Genomic DNA, 26,539 nt, shown 5'->3' on the forward strand with positions numbered 1-26,539 from the left:
GCGAACATGGCTAATCTGACACCCGAACTTGAAGCCGAACGAAAAAGAATCTGCCAGATCGCCAAAGATGCGGGTCTGGACTTCTTTGAAACGATCTTTGAGTTGATTACCTACGATCAGATCAATCAGTTCGCCGCTTATGGAGGATTCCCAGTCCGCTACCCGCACTGGAAGTTCGGGATGGAATACGAACATCTGTCGAAGAGCTATGAATACGGCCTTTCCAAGATCTATGAAATGGTGATCAACACGGACCCTTGTTACGCTTACCTGATGGAAGGTAACGCCATGATGGACCAGAAGCTGGTCATGGCGCATGTGTACGGTCACTGTGACTTCTTTAAGAATAATATCTGGTTCTCAAAGACCAATCGCAAAATGATGGATCAGATGGCCAACCATGCGACTCGCATCCGCCGTTATATGGATCGCTATGGTCAGGATGTGGTGGAAAACTTCATCGACGTCTGTTTGTCTTTGGAAAACCTGATCGACCGGTACAGTCCCTATGTGGAAAAGTCTGTGGTTAAAGCACAAGAGCCGCGCCCACAGCAGGAACCAAACTATTTGTTAAGAGTGGATCGCTCTTACATGCGCGACTATATCAATCCGCCCTCTTTTGTTGAAGAACAACGCCGCAAGGCGGATGAAGAAGCACAGGCCAAGGCTCAGAGATTCCCAAGCGAACCTGAAAAGGATGTGCTGAATTTCTTCATTCACTATGCACCGCTGACAGATTGGCAGCAGGACGTGCTGTCGATCATCCGGGATGAGGCTTATTACTTCTCTCCGCAGGGGATGACGAAGACCATGAATGAAGGGTGGGCGTCTTACTGGCATTCCAAGCTGATGACGACCAAGATTTTGAATGATTCCGAAATTATCGATTTTGCGGATCATCACGCGGGCACGATGGCGATGGCCCCGAATGGATACAACCCTTACAAGGTCGGTATCGAGCTTATGCGCGATATCGAAGACCGGTGGAACAAAGGTCAGTTCGGTCGCGAATGGGAAGAATGTGATGACGTTCGCGAAAGAAAGCACTGGGACCGTAAACTGGGCCTGGGGCGCGAGAAGATCTTTGAAGTCAGAAAGGTCTGCAACGATGTGACCTTTATCGATCAGTTCCTGACCGAGGACTTCTGTGTTCGTAATAAAATGTTCGTTTATAAGTTCAATAAAAAGACCCAGAAGTTTGAGGTGGATACCAAGGACTTTAAGGCTATCAAAGCTCAGTTGTTGTTCCACATGACGAATTTCGGTCAGCCGATTATTCGGATTGAGGATGCCAACTTTGAAAACCGGGGCGAGTTGCTTTTGACCCACCTGCATGAGGGCATTGATATGCAGCCGGATTTTATGAGCGAAACATTGAAGAACGTTTTCAAGATTTGGAAGAGACCGGTCAACATCGCCACGGTGATGGATGAAACCCCGCAGCTTTTTAGATTCGATGGAAAAGAGTATACTCAGCACAAGCTGGGAGAGCAGCCCAGCCCCAATCCATCCAATCAAGAGAGCTCAGGTTCGTGAAAAATACTCGCTTAGTTTTTAGTACAGACCCTCGGGACAATGTCACTTGTCCCGATTGCAAAGAATTAAAGGCCGAATGTCGCTGCCAGCCTGAAGAAGCGGTGCAGGACGGACAATTTACAGTGATTTTCCGAATGGAAAAAAGCGGACGGGGCGGTAAGATCGTCACGGTCTTGGATGGGTTTCCAAGGAATGAGACTTATTTGAAGACTCTGGCAAAGGAACTAAAGGCCAAATGCGGGGTGGGAGGAACCCATATCCTGGGTGAGAAGTCCGGGATGATTGAAATTCAGGGTGACAAACGTGATCAATTGAAGAAAATCCTAGAAAGTAAGCGCATCAAATTTAAGGGAATGTAAAACTAGACCCCTTGCCGCTTGCACTTTTCGCCTGAACGGGGGATGCTTCAAATATGAATATGTTTACAACTTCCACTCCTTTAAGGGGAACGGACTTGGGCGCAAAAAAAATCGTAATTGTAGATGACTATGAAGAGAGCTGTAAGCTTCTTGCCGAGATTCTCAGCTCTACCTACGAGTGCTCCTATACATCGGACAGCACTTCTGCATTTCGTTTAATCAACGAAAAGCGTCCCGATTTGATTTTATTAGATTATAAGATGCCTGGAGTGATGGGTGTGGATGTGTGCCGCATGGTTCGCGAAAGCGATACAACCAAGAACACACCGATCATCTTTGTTTCTGGTGCAGCGACTATTGATGAACGTATCAAGGCTTTTGAAACTGGTGCGGATGACTTCATTTCCAAGCCATTCCATGTCAAAGAACTGATTTTGCGAATCAAAGCTCGTCTTTCAGAAAAAGAGACCGAAACAGCATCTGAATTAAACGCAGCGAACCTGAAGATGAATCTTCTGTCTCGCCAGGTGTTTGTCGATGGCAATGAGGTGAATCTGACACCAAAACAATTCGACATCCTGAAACTTTTGGTGGCTGGCAAAAACAACCTTGTCACTCGTGAAAAGTGTTTGTCTGAAATCTGGGGTGACACAGAAGTGACGTCCCGAAATGTCGATTCTCAGATCAATTATCTGAAGCGCAAGATCCAGAATTTCAACGGCCGTATCGTGGCTGTGCCGTCTCTAGGATACCGCTTAGAAGCCCAAGAGTAGGCGCGGTCGGTGAAAAGGGCTCATCCACTTCGTTGTTGGGCCTTTTACTTCTCTCCGACGTGCTTGGAGCACGCCTCCGTTTCGTAAAAAGCCCTCCGCCTCGCGGCTGAACCCTTTTGACCGACCTTTGGGTTTGGGTAAAGGGTGTGTTTGCGATGGGTCGTGAATTCTTGAGAAGAGACAAAGTCTATCGACATCGACAGGTTTTGGGGCCACACTTAGAGAGTGGACGCAGTAAAACCTTTACTCATTGGACTTTCTCCTCGTCTTTTGCACCGAACGCCGGATGGTTTTGAGATTAAGAGCAAAACTATTCAGTATCTTGAGCAAAGCCTGGCACATTTGATTGCCAAACATGGCGGTCTTGTCTTTATGGTTCCTTCTTTGGAATCCTCCGGTCTTCTGGAAAAAGATGATCTGAATGTGCATCAATATGCGGAAATTCTGGATGGCTTGGTCTTGCAAGGCGGGGTGGATATTTCCCCTACCGTCTATGGGGAAGAACCCATCGAGATCATGGCAAAGCACCAGATTGATCCCATTCGCGATCGCTATGAATTGAAACTTCTGAAAGCTTTCGTCACTCGCAACAAACCGGTTCTTGGAATCTGCAGGGGTTTTCAGCTGATGAACGTTTTTAAAGGCGGCACTTTGTTCCAAGATCTGCCGACTCAACTTCCCAGCAATCTTTCGCACTTCAAATCTGAACTTTATGAAAAACTGACTCACACCGTGGATATTGAGCCTGGGGGAATGTTGCAAGACATGTATTCATCCGGCGGTGAGATTGTTTCGATTCACCATCAAGGGGTGAAAAAGCTGGGGCATGGGTTGCGTGTGGAAGCGCGCTCTCCCGATGGTCTGGTTGAAGCCTTCAGTTCCACGGAAGATGGTTTTTTTGTGGGAGTGCAATGGCACCCGGAATTTCATATTGATGATGAGGCTCGTTTCTTGTCGTCGGAGCCTCTGGTGAAAAAGTTCCTGGAGGCCTGCCGGGGCCTCCCGAAAACTGTCGAAAAATCCTACGATCTTTAGCTTTTTTGCTGCTTCTTTTTCGCAAGCTCGGTGCAAAGAGCTTTCATGCGATCAAATTCCTTGGTCGAAGTGATGGCTCTTGGGTTGCGAGGTTGATCGGACGCCATCTGATTCATCTGAGTCACGCGCTCGCGACTTGGCGGGTGAGTGCTCATGGCATCAGCCAGTGAAATCATCAGGGGGTTCTGCTGACCTTTGTTCTGCTCTTCCATTTTTAGAAGTTTGTCATAGAAAAGACCGACTTTGTCTTTGTCATAACCCGCCGCCACCGAGGTTCTGAAACCGATACGATCTGCTTCCATCTCGTCTTCGCGGGAATTGGCCATAAAGGCATACTTTTGAATCAGAAGACCACCACCAGCTCCGGCGGCAGCTCCGTACAGAGTCGCCTTCTGCATACATTCATCGTCGCCTTGTTTGCACAGCATTTTACCAAGTCCGTAACCCAAGGCGCCTCCAAGCAGGCCCCCGCCAGCAGCATAGATCCAGGACTTGCTTTCGGCTTTCTTCGCGGCATCCATGCGAATGGCCGTATGCCGGGCTTTGATGTGGCCGACTTCATGCCCGATCACGCCCGCCAGTTCAGCTTCAGAATCAGCCATGGCAATCAGTGGAGCAGTGACAAACACAGTTCCTGCCGGCAGCGCAAAGGCATTCACATAGCCCACATCGACGGCTGTGAAGTTGTAATTGTAGGGTTGACCTTCCAAACCGTTGGCCGTCACGATCTTGCGGCCCAGTTGGCTGATATAAGATTGAAGTTGGGGATTTTGAATGGCCGGATAGTCTTTGCGCATTTGCGGAAGAACTTCCGAAGTCATACGCTTTTCATCGGCCACAGTCAGAGAGGTTTCATCCCCGCGTAGGTTGCCCTCGCGTTGGCGATGCTGTTCTGTTGCACACGCCGCCATCAGAAGTGGGAGCGAAGCCAAGAAGGTTCTTCGCCCCATCGGGGTGCTGGTCCATTGTTTCAATACGTCATCTAGTTTTTGGATCGCTTCCTTTTGTGCCATGGAGTCGATTTTACGCGACCGCCTTCGCCTTTGGCAACTGGGCGTTTATTCCCGCCAGAAGGTCTGTGTTTTGCCTTGTTTTGCAAACGCTGACCTTCCAAAATCGCTTTGGCTTTTCCAACCGTCATAACGGCCGCATTGGCAGCTTCAACAGAATGGAATGGTTGGTCCTCGATCACGGTGACTTTTGTGCGCGTGACTTTTTCAATTGCGAAAAGGAAAGACTTTTCTTCGGCGGTGCAGAAGGAAATGGAAATGCCCTCAGCGCCAGCGCGGGCTGTTCTTCCAATACGATGCACATAGCTTTCAGGAATGTGTGGCAGTTCCATGTTGATAACATGTGTGATGCCGTCAATGTCGATACCACGAGCGGCGATATCAGTGGCAACCAGAACACGCACATCACCGCTTTTGAAATCTTCCAGGGCGCGTTGACGGGCATTTTGTGATTTGTCACCGTGAATGCCTGCCGCTTTGACGCCAGCCTTGATCAGTTTATCCACAACTTTATTAGCGCCAAATTTCATCGCCGAGAACACCAGAACTTTGTGAAGAGCCGGGTCCTTCAAAAGGTGCAGCAATAGATCCAGCTTCTGCGGTTTTTCAACAAACATCACACGCTGCTCGACTTTTTCGGCGGTGGAGGAAACCGGAGTCACTTCCACTTTCCTAGGATTCACCAAAATACGATTGGCAAGAGTCTGAATCTCGTGCGGCATCGTCGCAGAGAAGAACAGGTTGTGACGTTTCTGCGGCAGTAGGGGGAGGATCTTTTTAATATCCTGCATGAAGCCCATGTCCAGCATGCGGTCGGCTTCATCCAGGACGAAGATTTCCACGCGATCCAGCTTCAGATGTTTTTGTTCGTGCAGATCCAGCAGGCGACCTGGTGTTGCCACCAGAACATCCACGCCTCCTTGCAGGGCGCGCACTTGCGGGCTTTGTCCAACACCACCAAAGATCACAGTGTGTTTCATCTTCAGATGCTTGCTGTAGGCCTCGATGTTTTCGTGGATCTGAATCGCCAGCTCACGTGTGGGGGTCAGAATCAGGCAGCGTGGAGACTTGGGTTCAATCTTGCGTGTGTGTTTTGCAAGATTCTGCAAAATAGGCAGTGAAAAGGCTGCCGTCTTTCCGGTGCCTGTTTGGGCGATTCCCAGCAGGTCATGCCCCTCAAGAATCACAGGGATGGCTGCCAACTGAATGGGAGTTGGAGTTTCGTAACCTGCTTCTTTTAAGGAAAATTGAAGAGGGGCAATAAGGGGGAGATCAGTAAATTTTGTAGTCGTCATTGGATCAGACTTCTAACAGGGGCCCTGCTTCCTGTAAATTTAATTCTGGTTTCGAGGGGTTATCGTCTGGATTGATTTTTCTTTTGGGCTGTTTTCAGAAGTTTTTGCACGGCCCACAGGATATCTTTGCTATAGGCAAACGCCGTGGAGGCGGTCTTGGCGTCAATCCACTCCACACCCCGGTGATAAGAGGCATCCTCAACTTGTGTCGGTGCGACCCACTCTTGATCCAAGACGCCGACAAAGAAGGTGGTCTTGCAGGCGTGAACTTTTCCATCCCAGGGGAAGTCATACTTTCGTTCAAAAGCAGTTTCTTCCAGAATGCGCACGCGATAGCCTGTTTCCTCCAGACATTCACGCGCCGCTGATTCGGCCGGTGTTTCACCCTCTTCGATCGCCCCTCCAGGCAGGAAGAAGTAAGGCACCTCTGAAGTGGGGTCAACAGCGTGAAAACCAAGGACCTGATTCTTATGCAGAACCACGACAGAAGATCTTTCACGGTAAACTTTTTGAGCCTTGTCGACTTTCTTTTCCTCACGGCGGTCCTTAAAGAAACTTTGCAGCAGATCGCTGCATTCGTCTTCCAGGATGCCACTGGTGACCTCCACCTGATGGTTCAGGCGTGGGTCGTTCAGGATTTGATACAAACTGCCGACCCCGCCAGCTTTGGGGTCGGTGGCGCCATACACCACGCGCGCCACACGGGATTGCTGAATAGCTCCTGCACACATGATGCAGGGTTCAAGTGTGACGTACAAAGTGCAGTCACTCAGTCGCCAGCTTCCGCGTTTTTGCGAGGCCTTGTGCAGGGCCAGCATTTCCGCATGTCCCAGTGGAGTTTGCTGGCGTTCGCGCGTGTTGATCGCATAGGAAATCAGCCCCTCGGGACCCACGACAATGGCGGCTACGGGAACTTCATCCCGGGCGGCGGCTTTGCGTGCTAATTGCAAAGCCTTCTTCATCCATTTTTCGTCGTGGGACGTGGTGCTCATTACACTTCCTCAGCAATTCTTTCGCGAAGTTTGACCGGTTCAACTGGCTTTTTGCGACGCATGCGAATGTTTAACATTTCCACACCGACAGAGAAGGCCATCGCAAAGTAAACATATCCTTTCGGTATGTGAACTTCCAAAGACTCAACGATCAACGTAAAGCCGATCATCAATAGGAAGCTTAAGGCAAGGATCTTCAAGGAAGGATGTGAGTCCACAAAGTCGCTGATGGTCTTCGCGGATACAATCATGACGACAGCTGACAAAACGACGGCAGCAATCATCACGGCAATTTCATTCACCATGCCCACGGCGGTGATGACAGAATCCAAAGAGAACACCACATCCAAAAGCAAAATCTGCACAATCACGGCATTGAAGGAGTGGGCCACCGCATTGGATTGACTGCCCTCAACACCCTCCAGCTTGTGATGGATTTCCATTGTGCTTTTGACGATCAGGAATAAACCGCCCAGCAGCAGAATGAGATCCCGTCCTGAGATCTTCTGACCCAGAACTTCAAACAAAGGCTCGGTCAGTCCGATGATCCAGGACAAGGAGAATAGCAGAATCACACGAGTGATCACGGCCAATCCCAAGCCCATCATGCGCGCTTTGCTTTGCTGCTCTTTGGGGAGCTTTCCAGCCAGAATGGAGATGAAGATGACGTTGTCGATTCCCAGAACAAGTTCCAGGGCAAAAAGGGTGAAAAAGGCGATCCAGATTTGTGGGTTCGCAAGCATTTCGGTCATAAAAAAAGAGAACTCCTGTTAAGTCGTTCTCTTTTTTATAAACTACTTCATCGGGCTTGGGTATTTCAGATCGCGGTTCAGGAAGTCCTGCATCCAGATTTTTTTCGGCCCGATGCTTCGCCACTTGGCATCCAGGGAGTAAGACGCATAGGGGGTTTGGATCCGGTACTGGAAGTCTTCGTGTTCAGCCATCACCGCAAAAGTCAGGCTTTCGGCGAAGTCTTCATACGGACTGATGGCGGCATAAGTGGATACAAAGTTGGTCGGATTCAGCTGGTGATAGAAGGCCTCGATATCCTGCAGACCCAGCTGTTCTGTGCAGCCATAGAAGCAGAGTTTATTCCACAGGGGAAAGCTTTGCTCTGGCAGCGGTTCCATCAGGCCTTTCCAGCTCAAAGTGCCCCAGGAGCCTTCTTTGGGTATGAGTTTTTTGAACTCTTCCATCTGGCCTTGGGAAAGGTTGCAGGTTTCCCCCTCCGGGCAGACAAAGTTGTTGGCAGAGTTCGCGAAATCCAGAATATGCGCGAATTCATGCACGACAATATAATGAAGGGCGGAAAGGGAAACGGGCAGGGTCACGTCCACGCGAGGTCCTTCTGGCAGATGAACAAACGGAGGTGCCTTAATCCCGAAGGCTTTTTGTTCCTTCCAGCCAAAGACAGAGGTGGCGTCGTAGTTTTGTTCAATCAGGGTGCGGCGGATGCCCATGAAAGAGCCTTGCACATGGCCTTGGGCATCAGCCTGGATGACTCCGGCATAGGCCAAAGCCTCCAATTGATTTTCGATGTAAATGACATCCAGTCCGCAGAAGACCTTTTGCAGTTTCGGGGGCAGAATATCGTAGATCTTTTCGAGTGCCGGGGCGGCTGTGGGGCTGTCCTCTTGGCACGTTCGGGGCTCTTGAGGATTCTGAGACGGATTCACGATGCAGGTGATCTGTTGTATGCGCGCACGGCAGTCGGACTGGGAAAAGTGAGTGAACTTTTGAGTAGCGGCGCGCTCAAAGCGCAGTTGGCCTGGTTGCAGGATATAAAAATCCTCCCAGGCATGGGCGTGGTTAGTTCCGACGAATATTAGTGATATCAAATAGATAAGTAATTTCATAGGGTCCCCTCTGTTGCAATTTCCGCATTCCTTGGGGGGTGTTTCAATCAAATTGTGCAAAGGTGTGAATAATTCGTTGCGTCAGGACCCCGAGACTTGCCCCTTTTCTGCCGCTTTGTTATACACTCTTTCTCTCAAATTCTAATTCCACATCAGAAGGGAAGGTGATTGTCGTGGCAATGGTTAAGATCAAAGACGGTGAGTCTTTTGAATCAGCGTTCAGAAAATTCAAAAAGTCTTGCGAAAAAGCAGGTATTCTTTCTGAAGTTAAAAAACGCGAACACTTTGAAAAACCTTCTGTAAGACTTAAAAAGAAGTCTCTTTCAGCTCGTAAACGCGCTGTAAAAAAATCCAGAAAAGGTTGGAACGACTAGTTCCCTTTTTGAAAGTTTGTTTTTTCAAGAGGCGACCACTGGTCGCCTCTGTTTTATGACCAAATCTCTTCTTAAGTCCCTTTGGAGGCACTATGGAACTCAGAGATAAAATCGCCGCAGATGTTAAAGCTGCCATGATCGCAAAAGAATCTGCAAAGTTGGGAGCTCTTCGTATGCTCCAGTCTGCGATCAAAAACCGCGAAATCGACATGAGACCAGATCCCATCACTCCGGAAGAAGTGATGAATGTGGTTAAAAAGCTTGTTAAGCAACGCAAAGAATCCATCGAACAGTTCCAGGCCGCAGGCCGCACGGATCTGGTCGAGCAGGAAACTGCCGAACTGAAAGTTCTGGAAGTTTATTTGCCAGCGCAAATGAGCCGTGAACAAATCGAAGCTCTTGTTACAGAAGTAATTGCAGCATTGGGTGCTAAATCCGTGAAGGACATGGGTCCTGTGATGAAAGAAGTCATCGCGAAATCCGGTGGCGCCGCCGACAACAAAGTAGTGAGCGAAGTTATTAAATCTAAGCTTTCTTAATTTGTTGGAGAGGCATGCGATTTTCTCAAGACTTTATCGAGAAGGTGTCAGAGGCCAATAACCTCGTAGACATCATCTCCCAATACACTCAATTGAAACCTAGCGGTAGCGGCCTTATGGGCCGCTGTCCGTTTCCTGATCACGCCGAAAAAACGGCGTCTTTTTCCGTTTCTGAAACAAAACAGGTCTATCACTGTTTCGGTTGTCATAAATCCGGCAACCTGTTTTCGTTTTTGCGCGACTATCAGGGGATGAGTTTCCCTGAAGCGGTGGAATACCTTGCCGATCGCGCCAGCATCCCCATGCCAGCGCCGGAAAAAGAAGACGCCCAAAGAGACCAGGCGCACGACAAAAAGAAGTTGTTGTTAAAAGTAAATAAGCTCGCGGCTGATTATTTTTCAGAGCAACTTAAGCGCGTTCCTCACGATCACCCGGTGAAACGCTACATCGCCAGTCGTGGTTTGTCGCAAGAGGTGATCGAGGCTTTTGGTGTGGGTTATGCCCTGCCAGAGTGGGACGGGCTGGAGCAGTACCTGCTGAGTAAAAACGTTCCGATGGCCCTGGCGGAAGAAGCGCGTCTGGTGAAGGCCCGCAACAACAAGTCCGGGCATTTTGATATTTTCCGTGATCGTTTGATGTTCCCGATTTTCTCGCCGATGGGGGAGCCCATTGCGTTCGGTGGACGTTATTTAGAGAAAAAAGAAAACGAGCCGAAATATCTGAACTCTCCAGAGACGCCGGTGTTCGTGAAAGGCCGTGTGTTGTACGGTCTGTCGCAGACGGCGCGCTACATTCGCAGTGAAGATCTGGCTTTGATTGTGGAAGGATACATGGACCTGGTGTCCTTGTATCAGGCGGGCATTCGCAACGTCGTGGCCACCATGGGAACGGCTTTGACGCCGGATCATGGCAAGATGCTAAAGCGTATGACCAAGAACGTGGTGGCCCTGTTTGACGGGGATTCCGCGGGAATGGAAGCGGCCGAGCGCAGTTTGCCGATTTTGCTGGCGGCGGATTTATATCCAAAAGGTCTCACATTGCCGAATGGAATGGATCCGGACGATTATGTGAAAAAATACGGATCTGAAGCTCTGAAAATCGAGCTGGATCGCGCTCCGGATCTATTTGTGATGATTCTGTCGCGTTGGATGGAAGGATACCGTGGCGAGGCTTCGGAAAAAGTAAAATTAGCCGATAAGCTAAAGCCACTGTTTGAGTCCATTCCCGACCTTCGATTGCGGGATTTGTACTTGGCAGAGGCCGCTCAGAAAATGGGCGTAGGCCTTCCCTGGTTGCGTCAGGCTGTGGGAATACAGGGCAGTGGTCCTGTAAGTTCACAAAGTCGCCCAGGAATGACTAGGACGGTGCAGCCAAACCCTTCTGCGGGGGCAGCTAACCCAAAAGCCTCTTCGGAGGTGTCCCAGTCAGTGGAGGGGGGCAAAATCAGCCTCCAGGGAGCCTCTAAAGCGGAGCTGATGCTCTTGGGGTTGGTACTCAAAAGTCGTGCCAATTTCGAGTCGTTTGTGAATGAAAATCTTCTCGAGAGCACGGCCCATGAAGGAGTGAAGAAGATCCTCGAAAAAGCCACGGATGTGTATAGACAAGATCTCGGTAAGTTTGATAAATTGACCAGTCTCCTTGTCTCTTACGTCGATCAGCCTGAATATTTATTCCAAGTGAGCCCAGCGAATGAGGGCGATCCAGGGTTTGACGAAGAGGCAGAACTGAAACTCCTGCGCGATTGCTTTAAGCGCGTAAAAGAAAATTTCCTGCGCGAACAAGCAAAGCGCCTGGCACGAGATCTTAAAAACGAACCTAGTTCGGAAAAGTTGGAACAGATTATGAATATTCAGAGAAACCGAATCTCTCTGAATAAAGGGTAAAAGGCGGGGTATTGATGAAACCGAACCTACCAAACAAACAAGAGAAAGAGCCTGTAAAGGTGCTTTCTTTGCAAGAACAAGAGTCTCTGATTAAAGAAGAAATCCAGAGATTCCTGAAGCTTGCGAAGGAGAAGGGTGCGCTCACGATCGAAGAGATCAATGAGCTCCTTCCCCCTGAAATTATCGCTCCGTCAGTCCTGGACATGTTCATGCATGGCCTTGAGGGCGGTGGTGTAGTTATTTCAGACTTGTCTGAAAGTTCGAAAGCGGAGGAAGGCGAAGGTTCCTTCCTTGAAAATGTCGATTCTGAAGACGAAGAAGTTGATGAAGAAGAATTGGCCGAAAGTGAAGACGTTAAGGGCAATGACCCTGTACGCCTTTACCTGCGCAAAATGGGAAGCGTTTCCCTACTGACCCGTGAAGGGGAAGTGGAAATTGCCCGTCGTATTGAAAAAGGGGAACGCGAGATCGTTCGTGCGATCCTTTTGTCCCCACTGGGCACCTACGAGATCATCCAGCTTGGTAAGCGCCTTGATGAAGGCCGTATCAAAGTTAAATCGATCTTCCGTGGTCTTGAGGACGAAGACACTCAATACGACGAAAAGGAATACATCGACAAAATTCACGAATTGATCGGTAAGGTCACAGAGTATCAGAAAGCCGCAGAAAAGCTGTTCGTGGTTCTTCGTAAAGAAGAAACCAACACGCCAGCTCGCCAGGCTGCCATGAAAGAGCTTGTTGTCATGAATGACAAGCTGATGGCGAACTTTGAATCCGTGAACTTCAACCGTAAGACGATCAACCGTATTGTGATCAAGTTTAAAAACTTGGTAAACCGTATCGGAACTCTTCGCCGTCGTATCAAAGACGGTGTGGAGCGCACGTTCTCTAAAGACGTCAGTGCGATGATCGAGCGTATGAAGCTGATCGATGCAAATGAAAAAGAACTGACCCGCATGACCCGTGATACTGGTTTGAACTATCAGAAGTTCAAATCCTACGTATTGCAGGCTCAGGAAGCGGAAAAGCGTATCAGCCGTTTGGATTCAGAAACTGAAATGAATCACAACTGGGTGAAAGAAACCTACACGGCCATCTGGAAAGGTGAGCGTGAGGCCGATGCCGCGAAATCCGAGTTGGTTGAAGCCAATCTTCGTCTGGTTGTATCCATCGCGAAGAAGTACACCAACCGCGGTCTGCAATTCCTGGATCTGATCCAGGAAGGTAACATCGGTTTGATGAAAGCCGTTGATAAGTTTGAATACCGTCGTGGTTACAAATTCTCGACTTATGCGACTTGGTGGATCCGTCAGGCGATCACTCGTGCTATCGCCGATCAGGCGCGCACGATCCGTATCCCTGTGCACATGATCGAAACCATCAATAAACTTGTTCGTACATCCCGTTACCTGATCCAGGAGCTTGGCCGTGAGCCGACCCCGGAAGAGATCGCGGATAAAATGGACATGCCGGTTGATAAGGTTCGTAAAGTTTTGAAAATTGCGAAAGAGCCTATCTCTTTGGAAACTCCAGTGGGTGAAGAGGAAGATTCACACCTGGGCGACTTTATCGAGGACAAAAAGGTTATCAATCCTGCAGAAGCGATTGTGAACCTGAACCTTGCTGAACAAACCCGCCGTGTGCTGTCGACTTTGACTCCAAGAGAAGAAAAAGTCCTGCGTATGCGTTTCGGTATCGGGGAAGAGTCCGATCATACTTTGGAAGAAGTGGGTCAGGATTTCAACGTCACCCGTGAGCGTATCCGTCAGATCGAGGCGAAAGCTCTAAGAAAGCTTCGTCATCCTTCTCGCAGCAACAAACTGAAAGCGTTTGTTGATAGCTAGTCCTGCGGACGCGGGCAAAGCGTAGCTGAAGCAACTTCAAAGGCTCCCTTAGGGGAGCCTTTTTTCGTTTAAGACCTTAGTTCAGCAGTCTTGATATCTTCTGGCCATTCTCTAGACGTGTTCCTATTATTATAAATCAATCAATATTTATTTATTTTTGAGGGGCTATGTTGAAATCTGTTTTTTTACTTTTTGTCTTGGCTTGCGGCATTGGGGTGAATGCCCAAGAGCAATCTTCTGAGCTAACTGAGTCTACAAATGTGGAATCCATGACCGTAAGGCCATCTTCTGCGTCACCAGCGAACTCATCTTCGACGCCCGTGATACCAAATCCCACATTTTCTACGCAATCACATCAGAGTCCGTGGGCACTTTTGGGTATCTACCGTGCAGTCGGAGTTGCGTACAGTAGCGCCTCTGAGGTCGCGTCATCATCTGTCAAAGTCACTACAGGAGGAGCTTCAACGGTCGGACCGTCTAGATTAGAATTTGAGTCTGAGTTAACTCTCATGGCGGAAGTGGGTCTTCGTCAGGAGGGTTTCGGGTGGAACTTGGGACTTGAGTATGACCTCCCCCGAGAATCCTATTCTGTCCATGGGGTGGATTTGCAGCTGATGAATATTAACGCCAGTTTGATATATTTTGCAGGATCTAAATACGCAAAGTTTGGGGGTAACTATTCTATCGTTAGTATCGAGACTAGCGAAAAGGATATTTCTGTCTCGGCAGCCTCAGGATTCGGAGCTCAATTGGGCGTCGGTATGTTTTTGGATAAAGACTTGGCCTTAGAGCTAATGTATCGCAAGTTGAACTTTGAGGTTAAAATCGATGGTACAAGTGGTGATAAGGCCAACTTCGGAATGGTGAAGTTTGATGGCTTGCAGGCAGGTTTGAAGTACTTCTTTTAGTCCTCACGGAGGTCTAATGCGATGTGCGTTTGCCAAGGTGGGGGAGGTTTGGTAGGCTTTTCCCATTCCAGTTCGTGGGGGGCTAGCTTAGTTGGTTAAAGCACGGTGCTCATAACACTGGGATCGGGGGTTCAAGTCCCTCGCCCCCTACCATTCCTCTGTTTCTTTTTATCTGCCGCTGAGACATTCATTTAACTGGAAATTTGCTGGCTTTGTCGGGACGCGAAAGTCGAGGCATCGAGCCTCGTCTTTCTAAGCGTTCGGCATTTGCGGCCTTCGCCGCAAGAGCCTCACGCATGCTCCACACTAAAAAGTGCCACTGGTACTTTTTAGCGCGGGCACAACCTCGCCCCCTGCCATTTTTGCAAAGCAAAAATCCTTTAATCTCCAATTTCCCATATCTCTGCCGGGTTGCCAGTGTTAAAAATGTAAATGGGGGTACTGATGAAATTCCTAACTATGTTTTCTGTACTGATTCTTGGCGGCGCAGCGCAGGCGATGACGGCAAAGGTTGTGAATTCAACGGACGTGCGATTTATGGCGGACCTGATTTTAACTCGAGCGAACGGAGGAGCCCCGCTCAGTGTCGTGGACGACAAAATCTTGGCGCCCGGTGAAGCCTTCGAGAAAAACTACGGGGTGTTGGACACCAACGAACTTGTTCTGAGATATGAAATCATCTCCACCGACAATAAGCCCATCTGTCTGGGCAAAGTGGATGTGACGTCTAAAAGCAACTTCAAGCTTGTTGTCGATGGCCATCCTGGGATGGCTCCTGTGGACTGCAAAGTCACCCAATAAGGGTGTCGCAACAACAGAGGACCCGCAGAACTTTTATTGTGCTAAGAACTCAATGGGCTGCGTGTTCCCAATAACTTTTCCTTCGGAACCTAAGTCATAGCCATAACGAAATGCCGCCGGGAATTTCACCGGAAAAGTGATGTTTATAATAAAACAGTGCGAAAGAAAGACTTTTTATCAGAGCCAACGAAGTCGGCCCTGATGACCAGAAAGCTCAGGTAATTATAGGAACAAGAATCCCGCCGAGATCACAAGGCCCGAGTACAAAAGGACGATCAAACAAAAGCCCATGATGTCGCGGGCGCCAAGGCCTGCGATTCCCAAGGCTGGCAAGGCCCAGAAGGGCTGGATCATGTTTGTCCATGCGTCACCCCAGGCAATCGCCATCGAGGTCTTGGCTACGGACACGCCCAGCTCTTGCGCCGCAGGCAGCATGATCGGAGCTTGTACGGCCCACTGACCACCGCCGGAGGGCACAAAGAAATTCACAATACCCGCGCTGATAAAGGTAAAGAACGGGAATGTTGTGACGGTGGAGATGTTCACAAACACATTGGACAGGGCTCCGGCCAGCGAAACACCGCTGCTGCCGCTGGCCACCATCAGACCCATGATTCCCGCATAGAACGGGAATTGCAGGATGATCCCGCTGGAGCTGATCACGGCAGAACGAATCGCCAGAATGTAGCGACGTGGAGTCCCGTGCAACAGAATGCCCAGGAACAGGAAGATGAAATTCACAATGTTCAGATTCAGATCCAAACCTTTTTTGAAGAAATAGTTTACGATGTACACGCTGGCAAGGGCGCACAAGATTAAAGAAACCCATTTGCTGTTTTCAATGCGATCTGCCCACGTACTGTTGCCGTTTTCCGTGTCTGAAACTTCGTCATTTAGCAAAGCCGGATCCACAGTCACGGTTTCTTCCGGACGTGGGTGCATGAACATGTTCAGCAGGGGCACTGTCACCAAAAGGACTATCACGATGGCCAGGTTGTAGGTTGAAAACAGGGTTTCAGATACTGGGATCATTCCGGTGACGACATTGTTAGAGGCCTTGGCCAGATTCCCGTCCGTGGCAATCGTCAAAGGAATAGATCCGGAAAGACCGCCGTGCCAGATTAGAAAGCCGGAATAAGCAGAAGCGATCAGCAGGCGGTAGTCGACAGTTTTTACTTTTTTCGCGATCTCTTTGGCAAAGAGAGCGCCGATCACCAGGCCAAAACCCCAGTTGAACCAGGAACCCAGCAGCGAGACCAAAGAAACGACAACGATCGCCTGACCAGGGGTGCGCAGGTGGGAGGCCAAAGACGACAACAAGCTGGAGCAGGGGCGCGAGTTCGCCAACGCATGGCCGAGCACGAGCACCAGGACCATCTGCATCGAGAATCCCAACAAGCCCCAGAAGCCTTCATACCAACCGTTCACAGTTTCAAGGAAGCTCATGCCAGTTACGGGCATTGCCGCGGCAAATACGATAAAAGTCAAAAGCGCGCAGAAGATAAAGGGATCAGGCAGGTATTCATTGACGAGCTTCACACTGAATCGAATGAGTTTTTGAAAGGCATTGTCGCGGGTTGGGTTCATTGCTGCTCCTTGGTGAAGACTAAATTAGAGCGGCAAAGGTCGTGATTGTCATCTTAAGAAGAGCTTAATGGGGCACTGGCGAACGTGTGCCCCCACTCACTTTGGGTCCAACTTTTTTAGCAACCCGGCATACAGCCTTGGATGTTTTCACCCCAAGAGCAGCAAGCGGCGGCTTTGATCTCGGCTGCGTTGGTGTTGTCCTGGCAGTTTTGGTTTTGATTGTAGTTCTGGTTCAGATTCTGAATTTGAATTGGGTTGGCTTTCGGTCTTCTCCCGCCATAACATTTTGCCACACACTCGTTGTGGTTGCTGTAGTAGTCGTCGATACATCCTTGATAACACCAGTAAGCCACGTTCTCTTTGGGTGGTAGGTAGCCAGCCAAAGCCGTTGCGCTGAAGAGAACCATAAGTGCAGTGTGGGTAAGTACTTTGATCATTTGATAACTCCTTGTTGGGTCTAGAGATGTCAAAATATGATACCTTTATCAATTCTGTTTAATTTGGTATCTTTTGGTGATACGAAAACGACCATTATGGATCAAATCAATCAACACACCGATGCCAAAAAGCTGCTGAAAAGCCTGCAAGAGGTTTTGAAATCCAAGAAGATCACCTATGCGGAACTGGCGCTTCAGATGGAAGTGTCTGAAGTCACAGTGAAAAGACTCTTCTCAACCCAGAACTGCAATCTACAAACGGTCTTTAAGATCTGTGATCTTGTGGGGATTTCATTTTTTGATCTGGCGGCTCTTGCCAATCAGGAAAAGGAAGTGGACTACGTTCTGAGCGAAGAACAGGAAAAGTTTTTTGCCGCCAATCCTGCGATGTTCGGAATCTTCAGATCTCTTCATCGAGGAGTGAGTCCAGGCACATTGGCTGAAGCTTGGAAGCTTTCAAGTCAGAAGTTCTTCAAAGTTCTGCGTAAAATTGAAAACTACGGCTTGTTGGAAGTTCTTCCTGGTAATCAGGTTCGGATTAAAGCCGTTGGCAACATTCGTTTCCAGCACAAAGGTCCGCTGGCGCGTGCGATTCTTCGCCCGCAGATCGCGCAGTTTTTGGATCATGTGGATGTGTTTTTAAAGAATAAAGATGTGTGCATGCACTCGGCAGAAGTGGAGCTGTCCAAAGCAAGTATCATGGAGCTGGTTGACGAGATTCATGCGCTTGGAGCCAAGTATCGCGCACGAGCTTTGCGCGATAAGAATCTTTTATCAGCGGATCAGCTCCAGTCAGTGCGCTGGTTGTATGCATTTGCTCCGTATGAAACCAACTGGCAGCAGTACGAGCTTAAAGATTAACCGCCTTGCTGGGGTTAAACGCTCGCTTCGGGCTCTGTGGGTTTTTCAGTTTCTGGGGTCCACTCCAATAGCGACAGTTCCGAGGTTTTGGACCAATCAACCTGTTTGCGGTTGATGATGCGGATAGAGACCTCGTTTCCATTCACGGTCCACAACAGGGTGTCGCCTTTGGCGATGCCCAGGGCTTGGCGGACGCGGGCGGGGATTGTGGTTTGGTTCTTACGGGAAGCTTTGGATGTTGCACCTGATTTGCTCATGCTGTTGGATCTCCGTAAGTCTATCTTAAAGGCTAAACGGGGGTTTTGTCCCCATTCCGCCTGCCATAAGGCTCTACAAACAATCCTTCGTCCAGTTAGGGGCTTTAAGGGCCTGCCTTTCTGATAAGTAACAGACCTGAACTCTTCGCAACTGGCGTTCGGCAGTGGAATTCACTAGAAAGTGACCTTTAACAAGTCGCAGGTGAATGCCATGAATCGCTTTTTGTCCCTTTTGATCCTTGTCCTTTCCGTCCCCCTGTCCGTCCTGGCGACAAGCCCGTACTCTCCGTCAGAGGGGGTCCTTGAAAAAGGCCATGACCCGGCCCTGCAGCTTTATCGCACTAAGTTCTTCTACAATTCAGAAGGGACCTTGTCCCCGCGCAAGCTTGAGTCTCTGGTGCAGTTTCTGGAGTTTCAAAAGTCGTTGTTGATGGATTCGGCCAAGATGAACCGCAAGACCAATTTGATTCTGGTGCACGGCTATGAAAACGATAAGGCCGAAAAAGAGGGCCTGGAAGCCCAAAGCAGCGAGTCCGAAGCCATCGCACCTTTGATCTTTGCCCTGGAGCACACGCGAGACTTGCAGGCGCGCTATTCGCGAATGAGCCCCAATGAAATCCATGAAAAGGTTGAATTGATTCTTCTTTTTATTGCCGCTGGTTACACCCCTTATCCGATGACGATCTTTACTTCTTTGGTAGAGAGAGTGAAGAATCTTGCGGAAAATTTCTTTGAGTTTTCCATCGATGACTCCGCTAAAACCCAAGCCAGCAACCTTCTTTTAAACGGACACTTCGCAAATCAAAAAGAACTGAGAGCCTATCAGCAGGCAGGGAATGATCTTTCCAAGCTGGATCCTCCCTCCTCCGCGATCTGGACGGACAATGACATCGCAGCTTACGATCCTTATTTAGAGATTTATTGGAAAAGAAAGTTTTTCCCTCCAAGGAACAACCCTCTGCCGGTCTTTCATTATGAGCGCATGGGGAATGGAACGATCAAGTTTAAGACCCACTGGTTAGACGATCAGGAGCTAAATAAAAAAGGCCTTCCTAAAAAGAAAGACGTCACCTTGCGTGTGGGCTTTGAAGCCTACAATGCCTCTGTGGTGAACCATTTGGCACGAATCATTGGATATCCGGCCAATCCGACAACATTTCGGTCGGCGATTAAGCTGGAACTGGGGGATACCTCGTTTGAAGAGTTCCTGACTCAGTGGCGCAATGTGCATGGACTGGAAATGGGCTCAGCGATGACGCATGTTGAACGAATTCCTGGTGAAAATGCCGTCATCATGAAGAACGTGACCCTGGAGGCCTACCCAGACAAGGACGACTATCGCCGGATGGGTCCGTTCCGCATGGGGGACAATGGTTTGCGCAATCGCCGCGAATACCGGGCCATGGTTCTTTATAATGCTTTGATCTCGTTGCAGGACCAGTTTGAATATCAGGCCCGTGTGGACGCCGTTCGCGACGAGCGGCGGGGATGGTTGCCGATCTTCTTCCTGTCGGACACCAGTTCTGCATTGGGGCTTCCGGCCATGCTTGGAAACGTAGGGGCTGTGAATGAGTTTACGTGGGAGTTCACAAAACGAAACAACGGGCAAGTTCGTCTGTTCTGGTTCTCGGTCTTTAATTCGCGAACTTGGAAGGACACCACTTACAGCGATGTGAAGTGGCTGGCCCGTCGTATGGCGCAGATTCGCACAGATCAAATTGATGGCATTATGCAGACATCAGGATTCCCCGAGCCGGTGCAAAGACTTTATGCGGAAAAACTGAAATCCCGACTGAACAAGATGATGGTGGATTTTGATTTGCTTAAAGAGGGGTTCCAACCGCATCCGGTGCAGTCCAAGCAGGACCTGGCTTCAGCATATCCGGACTATATCAATGAGCACGGCTTTTTGAAGGAAGGCGCGCAAGAATATCCCGGCAATACCCTGCCGATTCTGGGAAATCGTTTTACCCCGTTTCAAGGGGCGATAGTTCTCACCATTAACACTCTTCAGAATAAATTTTTATCTCTGTTTAATCCGGCAAACTACGGCAAGGCGGACTTCGTCGTTGATTTGGGCAACGGGACTTTGGAGGGCGGGATTGGATTTGAAGCTTCCAGAGCCGTCAGCGTGAATCCGGAACTGGGCCCCGGCCAGAAGCGGTATCTTCTGAACGACAAACTGAGCATCAGTCTTCCGGTCGGTATATTCAACGACCGTGTCACAGCGCCGGTGGGGCTTTATTATACCTACACGTTTGAGTATCTGCACAGCGTTTCGACAATGAAGGAAGTTGGCACCAGCCGATTCTTCAGTCTGCTGAACCCGTTCAGTATTCGCGAAATCCGAAGATCTTTGGCTGTGGGTGAACAACTGCGTGTCAGCCATTCGTTTGGTGCCTCGGTCGGAAAGACCAAGTTGAAGGTGATTGAGGACGTTCAGATCGAAGCGGCCTTGCTTGGCTTGGGCTATGCCTCGGTTAAATCCATCTATTATTCCAAGCCTCATCCCACGCTTTTTGAGATCAGTACGGATCACGTGGACGTGGCATCTGCCTATAGTGGAATTGATATTAGGACTTATCTGCGTTTGGCCGCCAACGTGAGGGCAGAACGAACGAAGAAAGTCTATCGCATGTACCGGGTCGATCTGCTGAATGAGTCTTTGGAAAAGCAGATGCAATTGCAGGATGCGGTGGAGTCAGCACTGGTGGACACCGACTTTACAGCCCTTGCCAAGATGGTCAAACCCCATGAGTGGATTGAGTCGGCGAAAAGCAAAAGCTTCAATCTGGCTTTTATGGTCTGGAAGCGGTCTTCTGACACCGGTGTCAGTGATCTGCTGGTAGATGGGCAAAGACTGGTGCTGGGGCATAAATCGCGATCTTATGATCGAGGGCTCAGTCGTCTGTGGGAAGATAAGCTTGATATTGGCTTCTTCAAGCCGACGACGGATGTTGTGACAGATTTTTGGGGCGAAGGCATTCAGATTGGCATGGCTTTGGAAGCCGTTGTGGATGACAAAGCAAGGCGTTTTGCTGAGATTGAAGTGACTTTGACTCAATCAATTTTTGACAACTATTGCACTCGCAAAGAATTTGAAAAAACCTTTAAGAAGTTTTTTAACAAAAGGGCGGGTGTCGAAGGCTACATTCGTTTCCAAATGCCTGATGAACTGGATGCTTATCCCGAACTGGTAGGCACGATGCGCTGGCAGATCTCGAAGAAGGCTCTGCGGGACATCCTGATGGCGGCCACGAATATCAACAATCTGGATTATCTCGTGCCGGGGGCTCGTTACGGTGATGATTCTGCCGGAAATGATCCGCGCGAAGGCATCAGTCACAAGGCGCAGAAGCTTTTGAAGGCCATGGACCGCGAGGTGACCACCTTCGGGAAGCTTTATACCTTAGAAGCCCAGGCCAAAGATCTTTTAAGTCTGCTGGAGGATCTGACCGGAAAAAAAGCCGAGATGGTGTCGCAACTGCGACGGTTTACTCGTGACGAGAACATCTGGCTGACCACTAACATCGCGAACATGCTTGAACTCAGTCATCCCACATTCCGTAAACAGAAGAATGGGGAGTTCTGGGCCCGGGAGATTGGCAAATATCAAGGGCACAGCTATTTGGACCGATTCCGTCGGGCTAATTTGTTGCAACCTGTTTATTGAGGCGGTTCCTGTATTCAAACATATTCCCTCGGTCCCGTCGTAGGTTCAGTATTGTTTTCATTAACCTTTAAGGAGGAGATATGGAAAGACAATCGGACACCCTACAAGTCGGACAGAAGCTGGTGGAGCTCTGTAAAAAAGGTCAAAACCTCAAAGCCGTGGAACAGCTTTATTCTGATAAAATCGAGAGTCATGAAGCGATGTCAATGCCGGGGATGCCTGAGGGGGTGAACGGAATTGAAGCCATCCGTAAGAAAAACAAAGAGTGGGAAGAAACCATGGATGTTCATTCCATGGAAGTGGATGGTCCCTTTCCCTGTGGAGATCGCTTTGCCGTCTATTTTAAGGTTGATGCCACTGATAAGAAGACTAAAAAGCGCATGAAGATGAATGAGGTGGGTCTTTACACCGTTCATAACGGTAAGATTATCAAAGAAGAATTCTTCTATGCCATGTAAACACTGAGCACTCAGGACCCTTCTGAAAGAGTCAGGAGGGTCTAAGTAAGAATGTAGTATCCCTTTTTGGAGCGCACACGTTCTAACTCGGACAAAAGAACGGCCATACGATCGTATGTCACCACTGAAGAGTCCTGCCAGCGTCGAGATGAAGAGGTTACTTCGTCCGCCGGGGAGTCTTCGATCAGCTGTCCATTCCTGAAGTGAAGAACATAGCGGGGGCCTTTACTTGAAAGAGCGTATTCAATATCTGAGTTCAGAAGTTTCGTCAGCTTGCGTGCCCGCAAATACGCCTGAGCGGCCCGCATGAAGTGGCGCTCAAACTTATCTGCGATATCTTCTGCAGTCAGTTCGACCTCGATATCTTCTGTCTCTGAGGTGTCAGTCTCTTTATCCTGCTCCGACAGGTCTTCTTCTTCCGTCGATTCTTCCGGCGCAGCATTCTTCACAAAGTATAAGCCCAGGGCAAAAATAGACCGCATGGATTTAAAGGTCTGCATGGATTCTTGATGGCGTGCACAGAATATTTCAAATCCGGCCTTAAGAAGATTGGAATCCAAAGGCTCATAGAACATATTGGGATCAAATGTTTGATCTTCCGTGCGCAAAGACGCATTCAACTTTAAAATTGAATCAAAAACCAGAGCGTTTGAAAAAGGACCGATAAAATGTTGTTCGTCCTGTTCAGGACTCATAGAGAGAAAATCGCGGCTAAAGAAAACCAAACTGCGTTCACCGGCTTTTAAACTGATGTTGTAGCGGGGGTTGTGTCTTTTGATTTCATCTGTTTCTAGCAGGGCAGCTTCCAAAGGCGTACGACAAGGGGTCACAATCAAATCATAGGCCTGCGTCAGCATCTCGAGCTTAAAAGAGTCTCTGCCTTTTTGCCCGCGGAAATAGCTGTTCACCCGATCGTGCAAGGATGTGGCTTTGCCGACATAAAGGATTTCACCCCACTGGGAAAGATAGCGATAGACGCCGGGAACTTTCGGAAGATTCAGTCGTTTTTCCTTGGGCATCGGATATTCGTACTTGGTCTTCTTTGGAGCTTCCTGATTCAGCCAGAGATTCAGATCTTCCAGCGTCATGATGTGTTGTTTTTCAAGTTCGTCGAGCAAGTGTTTCCAGATAACTTGGGTGGCTTCCACGTGGCTATGGCCTCGCTTGAACTCGCCCGCTGCATGACCAAAGTATCCCGCAAGCCCTTTGATACCTTTTGCCGGAAGATTCGGAAAAAGTCTTTTGGCAATCGCATGGGTGCAGATCACCGGGAACTCTCGAAGGTTTAAGGCTTCAAAGCTGGCCGCCAGAAACGGCTTTTCAAATTGAGCAAAGTGAATGACTGCCGGGCGATCAGAGATTTCACTGTAAAGAATCTCAAAGACCTGCGGCAATGGCTTGGCACTTTCAAGTTCTTCGCTGCGAATGCCGGTCAGAGACAGGATTCTTTTGGGCACGGGCTGGTCATCTGGTTGTGCCACCAGGTGACTGCGAGCTTCGGAAAGATCCGACAAGGCCCAGGCCATTTCCAGAATATTGGCGGCCCCTGGTTTTGCTCCGGTGGTTTGCAGATCCAAAAAGAAAACGGGCAGGTCTTTTAATCGCACGAAGTTTCCTCCGTGCTCTTCCAGAAAGACTCCAGATCAGAAATGATCTTTTGTGACACCAGCTCTTTCGGGCTTTCTTTGAACCAGCCGCTGGGCATAGCCTCGGCATAGACTGAATTTAAGAAGCGTGAATCCATCAGGATAATCACACCTTTGTCGGTTTCAGAGCGGATCACGCGGCCGGCCGATTGAATGGCTTTCGCCATGGCTGGATACACATAGGTGTAATTAAAACCGTGTTCCTTCCCATAGCGACTGTCGAAATAAGAGCGGATCTGTTCACGTTCAAAATCAAAACTTGGCAGAGCCGGACCGATAACGAAGGCTCCAATCAACATATCCCCAGGGAAATCCACGCCTTCAGAGAAAACTCCGCCCTGCACTCCCAGAAGCAAAATTGGCTCGGTGGCTGATTTCAACTCTTCCAGGTAGATCTGCACATCCAGCTGTTTCATGTCACGTTCCTGGCGCAGAACGCGCATATGCGGGACCTGTAACAGCTTCTCTACCTGGGCCAGAAATTCAAAACTTGGGAAAAGAGCTATGTAGTTGCCGGCCTTCACGCGCGTGACTCTGGCGATGACCTCGGCGACCTTGCCGGAGTTCAGCGCGCGGTCATTCAGCTTGGTGGAAATCTGCGGGATGATCATCAGCTGGCGATTTTCAACCTTAAACGGGGACTGGAACTCCAGAGTCTGACTTTCTTTCGGGAAGCCCAGCAGTTCCTGATAATAGGCAAAGGGCTTGAGTGTCGCTGAAAAAGCCACGACATTTTTAAATTCTTTATAAGCCAACTTTAATTGCTCAGAAGCATCACAGCAGGTGACCTTCAGCATTTCACTGAAGCGGGTGTTCTGATAGGTCGTGAAGAATTCGGGCCCGCGATAGTCCAGGGCCGCGATGAAATCACTCCACATATTCATCATGCGTAACATCGGGTCACGCTGAATAATTTCGGTCTCACTGTCCAGGTATTCTGTGGTCAAGGCGCGGATGGATCTCTCCAGATCAAGGAAAGGCTCAATGTCGATGTCAACCTTGCGGGAACCACCGTCTTCACCGTACTCCTGAATCAACGACTTGGCTCTGCGGATCAGTGTCCCGGCCTGCAAAGAAAACGTGGCCGGCAGTTTGGTAAAGTCAGATTCCAGAATATCCAGATCCTGCACACTTAACGAAGGCGAGAAATAGTCCTGCGCGCGACTGGGCAGGTTGTGAGCTTCATCGATCACCAGGTTGGGTTTTTCTGCGGATTCTAAAAGAGGCTCTGACAGTCGTCCCAGCAAACTTCGGGGGGAAAAGGCATAATTGTAATCACCAATCACCACGTCGGCCTGCTCGATGGCTTCCACGGAAAGCTCAAAAGGACAGACTTCGTATTCTTTCCCCATCTCGATCAGCTTTTCCTGGGTCAGCTTGCGTTTTTTGCTAAGCTTGTTCACCAGGTCATGATCGGCCAGTTTGGTGTAATAACCCCGGGCAAACTCACAGTAACCGGGATTGCACAGGGTTTCGGCCTTCAGGCACATCTTACTTTTTGCCGTTAACGTCAGCGAACGCAGCTTGCTGCCTTGCTCTTGCAGCTTTTCAACGGCCTCTTCCGCAACGATGTGCTGGGAGTTTTTCGGTGTTACATAGACAGTCTTCTGTCCTCGCGCCAGGGAATCCTTCAAGTTCGGATAAAGAACGCCCACGGTTTTTCCCAAACCAGTGGGGGCCTGAACCAATAAAGGATGTTTGCTGGCCACCTGAGTTTCGATGCTTTCAATCAGCTCGCGCTGCCCGGGACGAGGGGTGGCAAACGGGAAGGTCATTTCCTCTGCCATCTTCTGACGGGATTTGAAAAGTTTTTCTTTGACCTTGGTTTCTTCCACCAATTCTTCCAGGCGCAGTGCAAGCCACAGTTCGTAGTGCGCAATATCCAATGTCACACGCAGATCCATGGATTTGAAATTGCGTGAGGAAACCAGGTGCAGATTCAAAAAGGGAATGTGGCCGGTGTCTTTATAGTGGAAATAGCCGTAGGTGCGCAGCTGCCAGATATAAGGATGATTGTCATCGGCGCGAAGTTTGCGCCAAAGTTCTTCCACGTCGAAGGCAGTTTTGATTTCTTCAATTTGAACGGGGTTGGCGGTGATGCCATCCGCACGACCTGAGACATGGAACTCATAGGGGCCGGCTGTGAACACGCAGCTCATGCGTTTTTCCGGGGTGTAGTCGTCAAATTCTTTTTGGCGACGGCGTTGGATGGATTGATGAATTTCCTGACCACTCATCGGAGGCGCGCCATAACCCGAGTGCAGCTCAATACTTCCTCGGCGGGGGCAGGGCAGGGCAAATTGTCGGACATCCAAAGACACTTTTCTCACAGGCTCTAATCAATCACAAACCACTGCTAAACGCGATAGCAAAAATTTAAAATGAACTCGGTTTTCCTTGCCCACGGCGCAACTT

Annotated in this window: 23 protein-coding genes and 1 tRNA gene; 14 read left to right on the forward strand and 10 right to left on the reverse strand. The window is 49.3% G+C overall.

The features are described from left to right. Positions 1-6 precede the first annotated feature (6 nt). The 4 genes from ACZ5ZZ_RS01015 (at position 7) to ACZ5ZZ_RS01030 (ending at position 3,703) form a co-directional block, all read left to right on the forward strand. The gene (locus ACZ5ZZ_RS01015) at positions 7-1,536 is read left to right on the forward strand and encodes a SpoVR family protein (RefSeq protein WP_464119545.1); all 1,530 of its coding nucleotides are present in this window, start codon (positions 7-9) and stop codon (positions 1,534-1,536) included. Positions 1,537-1,670: 134 nt separating this feature from the next. After that, complete coding sequence (locus tag ACZ5ZZ_RS01020) at positions 1,671-1,895, forward strand: hypothetical protein (RefSeq protein WP_464140846.1); 225 nt, start codon at positions 1,671-1,673, stop codon at positions 1,893-1,895. Between the two features lie 53 nt (positions 1,896-1,948). After that, positions 1,949-2,668 carry a response regulator transcription factor gene (locus ACZ5ZZ_RS01025; protein WP_464140848.1) on the forward strand — a complete coding sequence of 240 codons (720 nt, stop codon included), beginning with the start codon at positions 1,949-1,951 and terminating at the stop codon, positions 2,666-2,668. A gap of 225 nt (positions 2,669-2,893) precedes the next feature. Continuing rightward, positions 2,894-3,703: a gamma-glutamyl-gamma-aminobutyrate hydrolase family protein gene (locus ACZ5ZZ_RS01030; RefSeq protein WP_464132822.1), complete on the forward strand. Its 810-nt coding sequence runs from the start codon at positions 2,894-2,896 to the stop codon at positions 3,701-3,703. Here the strand turns inward: ACZ5ZZ_RS01030 and ACZ5ZZ_RS01035 are convergent. The 5 genes from ACZ5ZZ_RS01035 to ACZ5ZZ_RS01055 are packed head-to-tail and all read right to left on the reverse strand — an operon-like array spanning position 3,700 to position 8,856. After that, the gene (locus tag ACZ5ZZ_RS01035; protein ID WP_464132824.1) at positions 3,700-4,716 is read right to left on the reverse strand and encodes a M48 family metalloprotease; all 1,017 of its coding nucleotides are present in this window, start codon (positions 4,714-4,716) and stop codon (positions 3,700-3,702) included. The two genes, ACZ5ZZ_RS01030 and ACZ5ZZ_RS01035, sit on opposite strands and share 4 nt — an antisense overlap. Next, positions 4,686-6,008: a DEAD/DEAH box helicase gene (locus tag ACZ5ZZ_RS01040; protein ID WP_464119555.1), complete on the reverse strand. Its 1,323-nt coding sequence runs from the start codon at positions 6,006-6,008 to the stop codon at positions 4,686-4,688. The genes ACZ5ZZ_RS01035 and ACZ5ZZ_RS01040 overlap by 31 nt, the downstream gene beginning before the upstream one ends. A gap of 59 nt (positions 6,009-6,067) precedes the next feature. Next, on the reverse strand, positions 6,068-7,000 hold the full coding sequence (tadA, locus tag ACZ5ZZ_RS01045; protein WP_464140849.1) for a tRNA adenosine(34) deaminase TadA: 933 nt from the start codon (positions 6,998-7,000) through the stop codon (positions 6,068-6,070). Beyond that, a complete protein-coding gene (locus ACZ5ZZ_RS01050; protein ID WP_464140851.1) occupies positions 7,000-7,752 on the reverse strand; it encodes a TerC family protein in 753 nt (250 codons plus the stop codon). Before ACZ5ZZ_RS01050 ends, tadA begins: the two co-directional genes overlap by 1 nt. Positions 7,753-7,794: 42 nt before the next feature. After that, complete coding sequence (locus tag ACZ5ZZ_RS01055; protein WP_464140852.1) at positions 7,795-8,856, reverse strand: hypothetical protein; 1,062 nt, start codon at positions 8,854-8,856, stop codon at positions 7,795-7,797. A gap of 179 nt (positions 8,857-9,035) precedes the next feature. Here ACZ5ZZ_RS01055 and rpsU point away from each other — a divergent pair, with 179 nt between their 5' ends. The 7 genes from rpsU to ACZ5ZZ_RS01090 all read left to right on the forward strand — a co-directional run bounded on the left by rpsU (position 9,036) and on the right by ACZ5ZZ_RS01090 (position 15,205). After that, on the forward strand, positions 9,036-9,230 hold the full coding sequence (gene rpsU / locus ACZ5ZZ_RS01060) for a 30S ribosomal protein S21 (RefSeq protein WP_464121377.1): 195 nt from the start codon (positions 9,036-9,038) through the stop codon (positions 9,228-9,230). A 92-nt stretch (positions 9,231-9,322) separates the two neighbouring features. Next, positions 9,323-9,769, forward strand: a complete 447-nt coding sequence (locus tag ACZ5ZZ_RS01065) for a GatB/YqeY domain-containing protein (protein ID WP_464119563.1) — start codon at positions 9,323-9,325, stop codon at positions 9,767-9,769. A gap of 14 nt (positions 9,770-9,783) precedes the next feature. Further along, positions 9,784-11,652, forward strand: a complete 1,869-nt coding sequence (gene dnaG, locus ACZ5ZZ_RS01070) for a DNA primase (protein WP_464140853.1) — start codon at positions 9,784-9,786, stop codon at positions 11,650-11,652. A gap of 14 nt (positions 11,653-11,666) precedes the next feature. Then, positions 11,667-13,496 (forward strand): RNA polymerase sigma factor RpoD, encoded by a 1,830-nt coding sequence (gene rpoD, locus ACZ5ZZ_RS01075; protein ID WP_464140854.1) that lies wholly within the window; start codon positions 11,667-11,669, stop codon positions 13,494-13,496. Positions 13,497-14,005: 509 nt separating this feature from the next. After that, positions 14,006-14,404 carry a hypothetical protein gene (locus tag ACZ5ZZ_RS01080; protein ID WP_464119569.1) on the forward strand — a complete coding sequence of 133 codons (399 nt, stop codon included), beginning with the start codon at positions 14,006-14,008 and terminating at the stop codon, positions 14,402-14,404. 76 nt (positions 14,405-14,480) lie between these two features. Next, positions 14,481-14,557, forward strand: a tRNA-Met gene (locus ACZ5ZZ_RS01085). Positions 14,558-14,848: 291 nt separating this feature from the next. Beyond that, positions 14,849-15,205, forward strand: coding sequence for a hypothetical protein (locus ACZ5ZZ_RS01090; protein ID WP_464140857.1), 357 nt, complete (start codon positions 14,849-14,851; stop codon positions 15,203-15,205). Positions 15,206-15,427: 222 nt separating this feature from the next. On the opposite strand, the gene ACZ5ZZ_RS01095 is transcribed toward ACZ5ZZ_RS01090, so the two are convergent. Beyond that, entirely contained in the window at positions 15,428-16,792 is a 1,365-nt protein-coding gene (locus ACZ5ZZ_RS01095) for a short-chain fatty acid transporter (RefSeq protein ID WP_464140859.1), read from the reverse strand. A gap of 116 nt (positions 16,793-16,908) precedes the next feature. Beyond that, positions 16,909-17,229: a hypothetical protein gene (locus ACZ5ZZ_RS01100; protein WP_464140862.1), complete on the reverse strand. Its 321-nt coding sequence runs from the start codon at positions 17,227-17,229 to the stop codon at positions 16,909-16,911. 96 nt (positions 17,230-17,325) lie between these two features. On the opposite strand from ACZ5ZZ_RS01100, the gene ACZ5ZZ_RS01105 reads away from it, so the two are divergent. Continuing rightward, positions 17,326-18,090: a helix-turn-helix domain-containing protein gene (locus tag ACZ5ZZ_RS01105; RefSeq protein ID WP_464140864.1), complete on the forward strand. Its 765-nt coding sequence runs from the start codon at positions 17,326-17,328 to the stop codon at positions 18,088-18,090. A 14-nt stretch (positions 18,091-18,104) separates the two neighbouring features. Here the strand turns inward: ACZ5ZZ_RS01105 and ACZ5ZZ_RS01110 are convergent, their stop codons facing one another. Then, positions 18,105-18,347 carry an AbrB/MazE/SpoVT family DNA-binding domain-containing protein gene (locus ACZ5ZZ_RS01110; RefSeq protein ID WP_464119670.1) on the reverse strand — a complete coding sequence of 81 codons (243 nt, stop codon included), beginning with the start codon at positions 18,345-18,347 and terminating at the stop codon, positions 18,105-18,107. 211 nt (positions 18,348-18,558) lie between these two features. On the opposite strand from ACZ5ZZ_RS01110, the gene ACZ5ZZ_RS01115 reads away from it, so the two are divergent. Then, entirely contained in the window at positions 18,559-22,020 is a 3,462-nt protein-coding gene (locus ACZ5ZZ_RS01115; RefSeq protein ID WP_464140865.1) for a hypothetical protein, read from the forward strand. Between the two features lie 80 nt (positions 22,021-22,100). Beyond that, positions 22,101-22,478 carry a SnoaL-like domain-containing protein gene (locus tag ACZ5ZZ_RS01120; RefSeq protein WP_464119674.1) on the forward strand — a complete coding sequence of 126 codons (378 nt, stop codon included), beginning with the start codon at positions 22,101-22,103 and terminating at the stop codon, positions 22,476-22,478. 41 nt (positions 22,479-22,519) lie between these two features. On the opposite strand, the gene ACZ5ZZ_RS01125 is transcribed toward ACZ5ZZ_RS01120, so the two are convergent. Both ACZ5ZZ_RS01125 and ACZ5ZZ_RS01130 read right to left on the reverse strand, forming a co-directional pair. Further along, a complete protein-coding gene (locus ACZ5ZZ_RS01125) occupies positions 22,520-24,085 on the reverse strand; it encodes a GIY-YIG nuclease family protein (protein WP_464140867.1) in 1,566 nt (521 codons plus the stop codon). Beyond that, entirely contained in the window at positions 24,076-26,454 is a 2,379-nt protein-coding gene (locus tag ACZ5ZZ_RS01130; protein ID WP_464140869.1) for an ATP-dependent DNA helicase, read from the reverse strand. Before ACZ5ZZ_RS01130 ends, ACZ5ZZ_RS01125 begins: the two co-directional genes overlap by 10 nt. Positions 26,455-26,539: the final 85 nt, after the last annotated feature.

The organism is Bdellovibrio sp. HM001 (assembly GCF_055397275.1).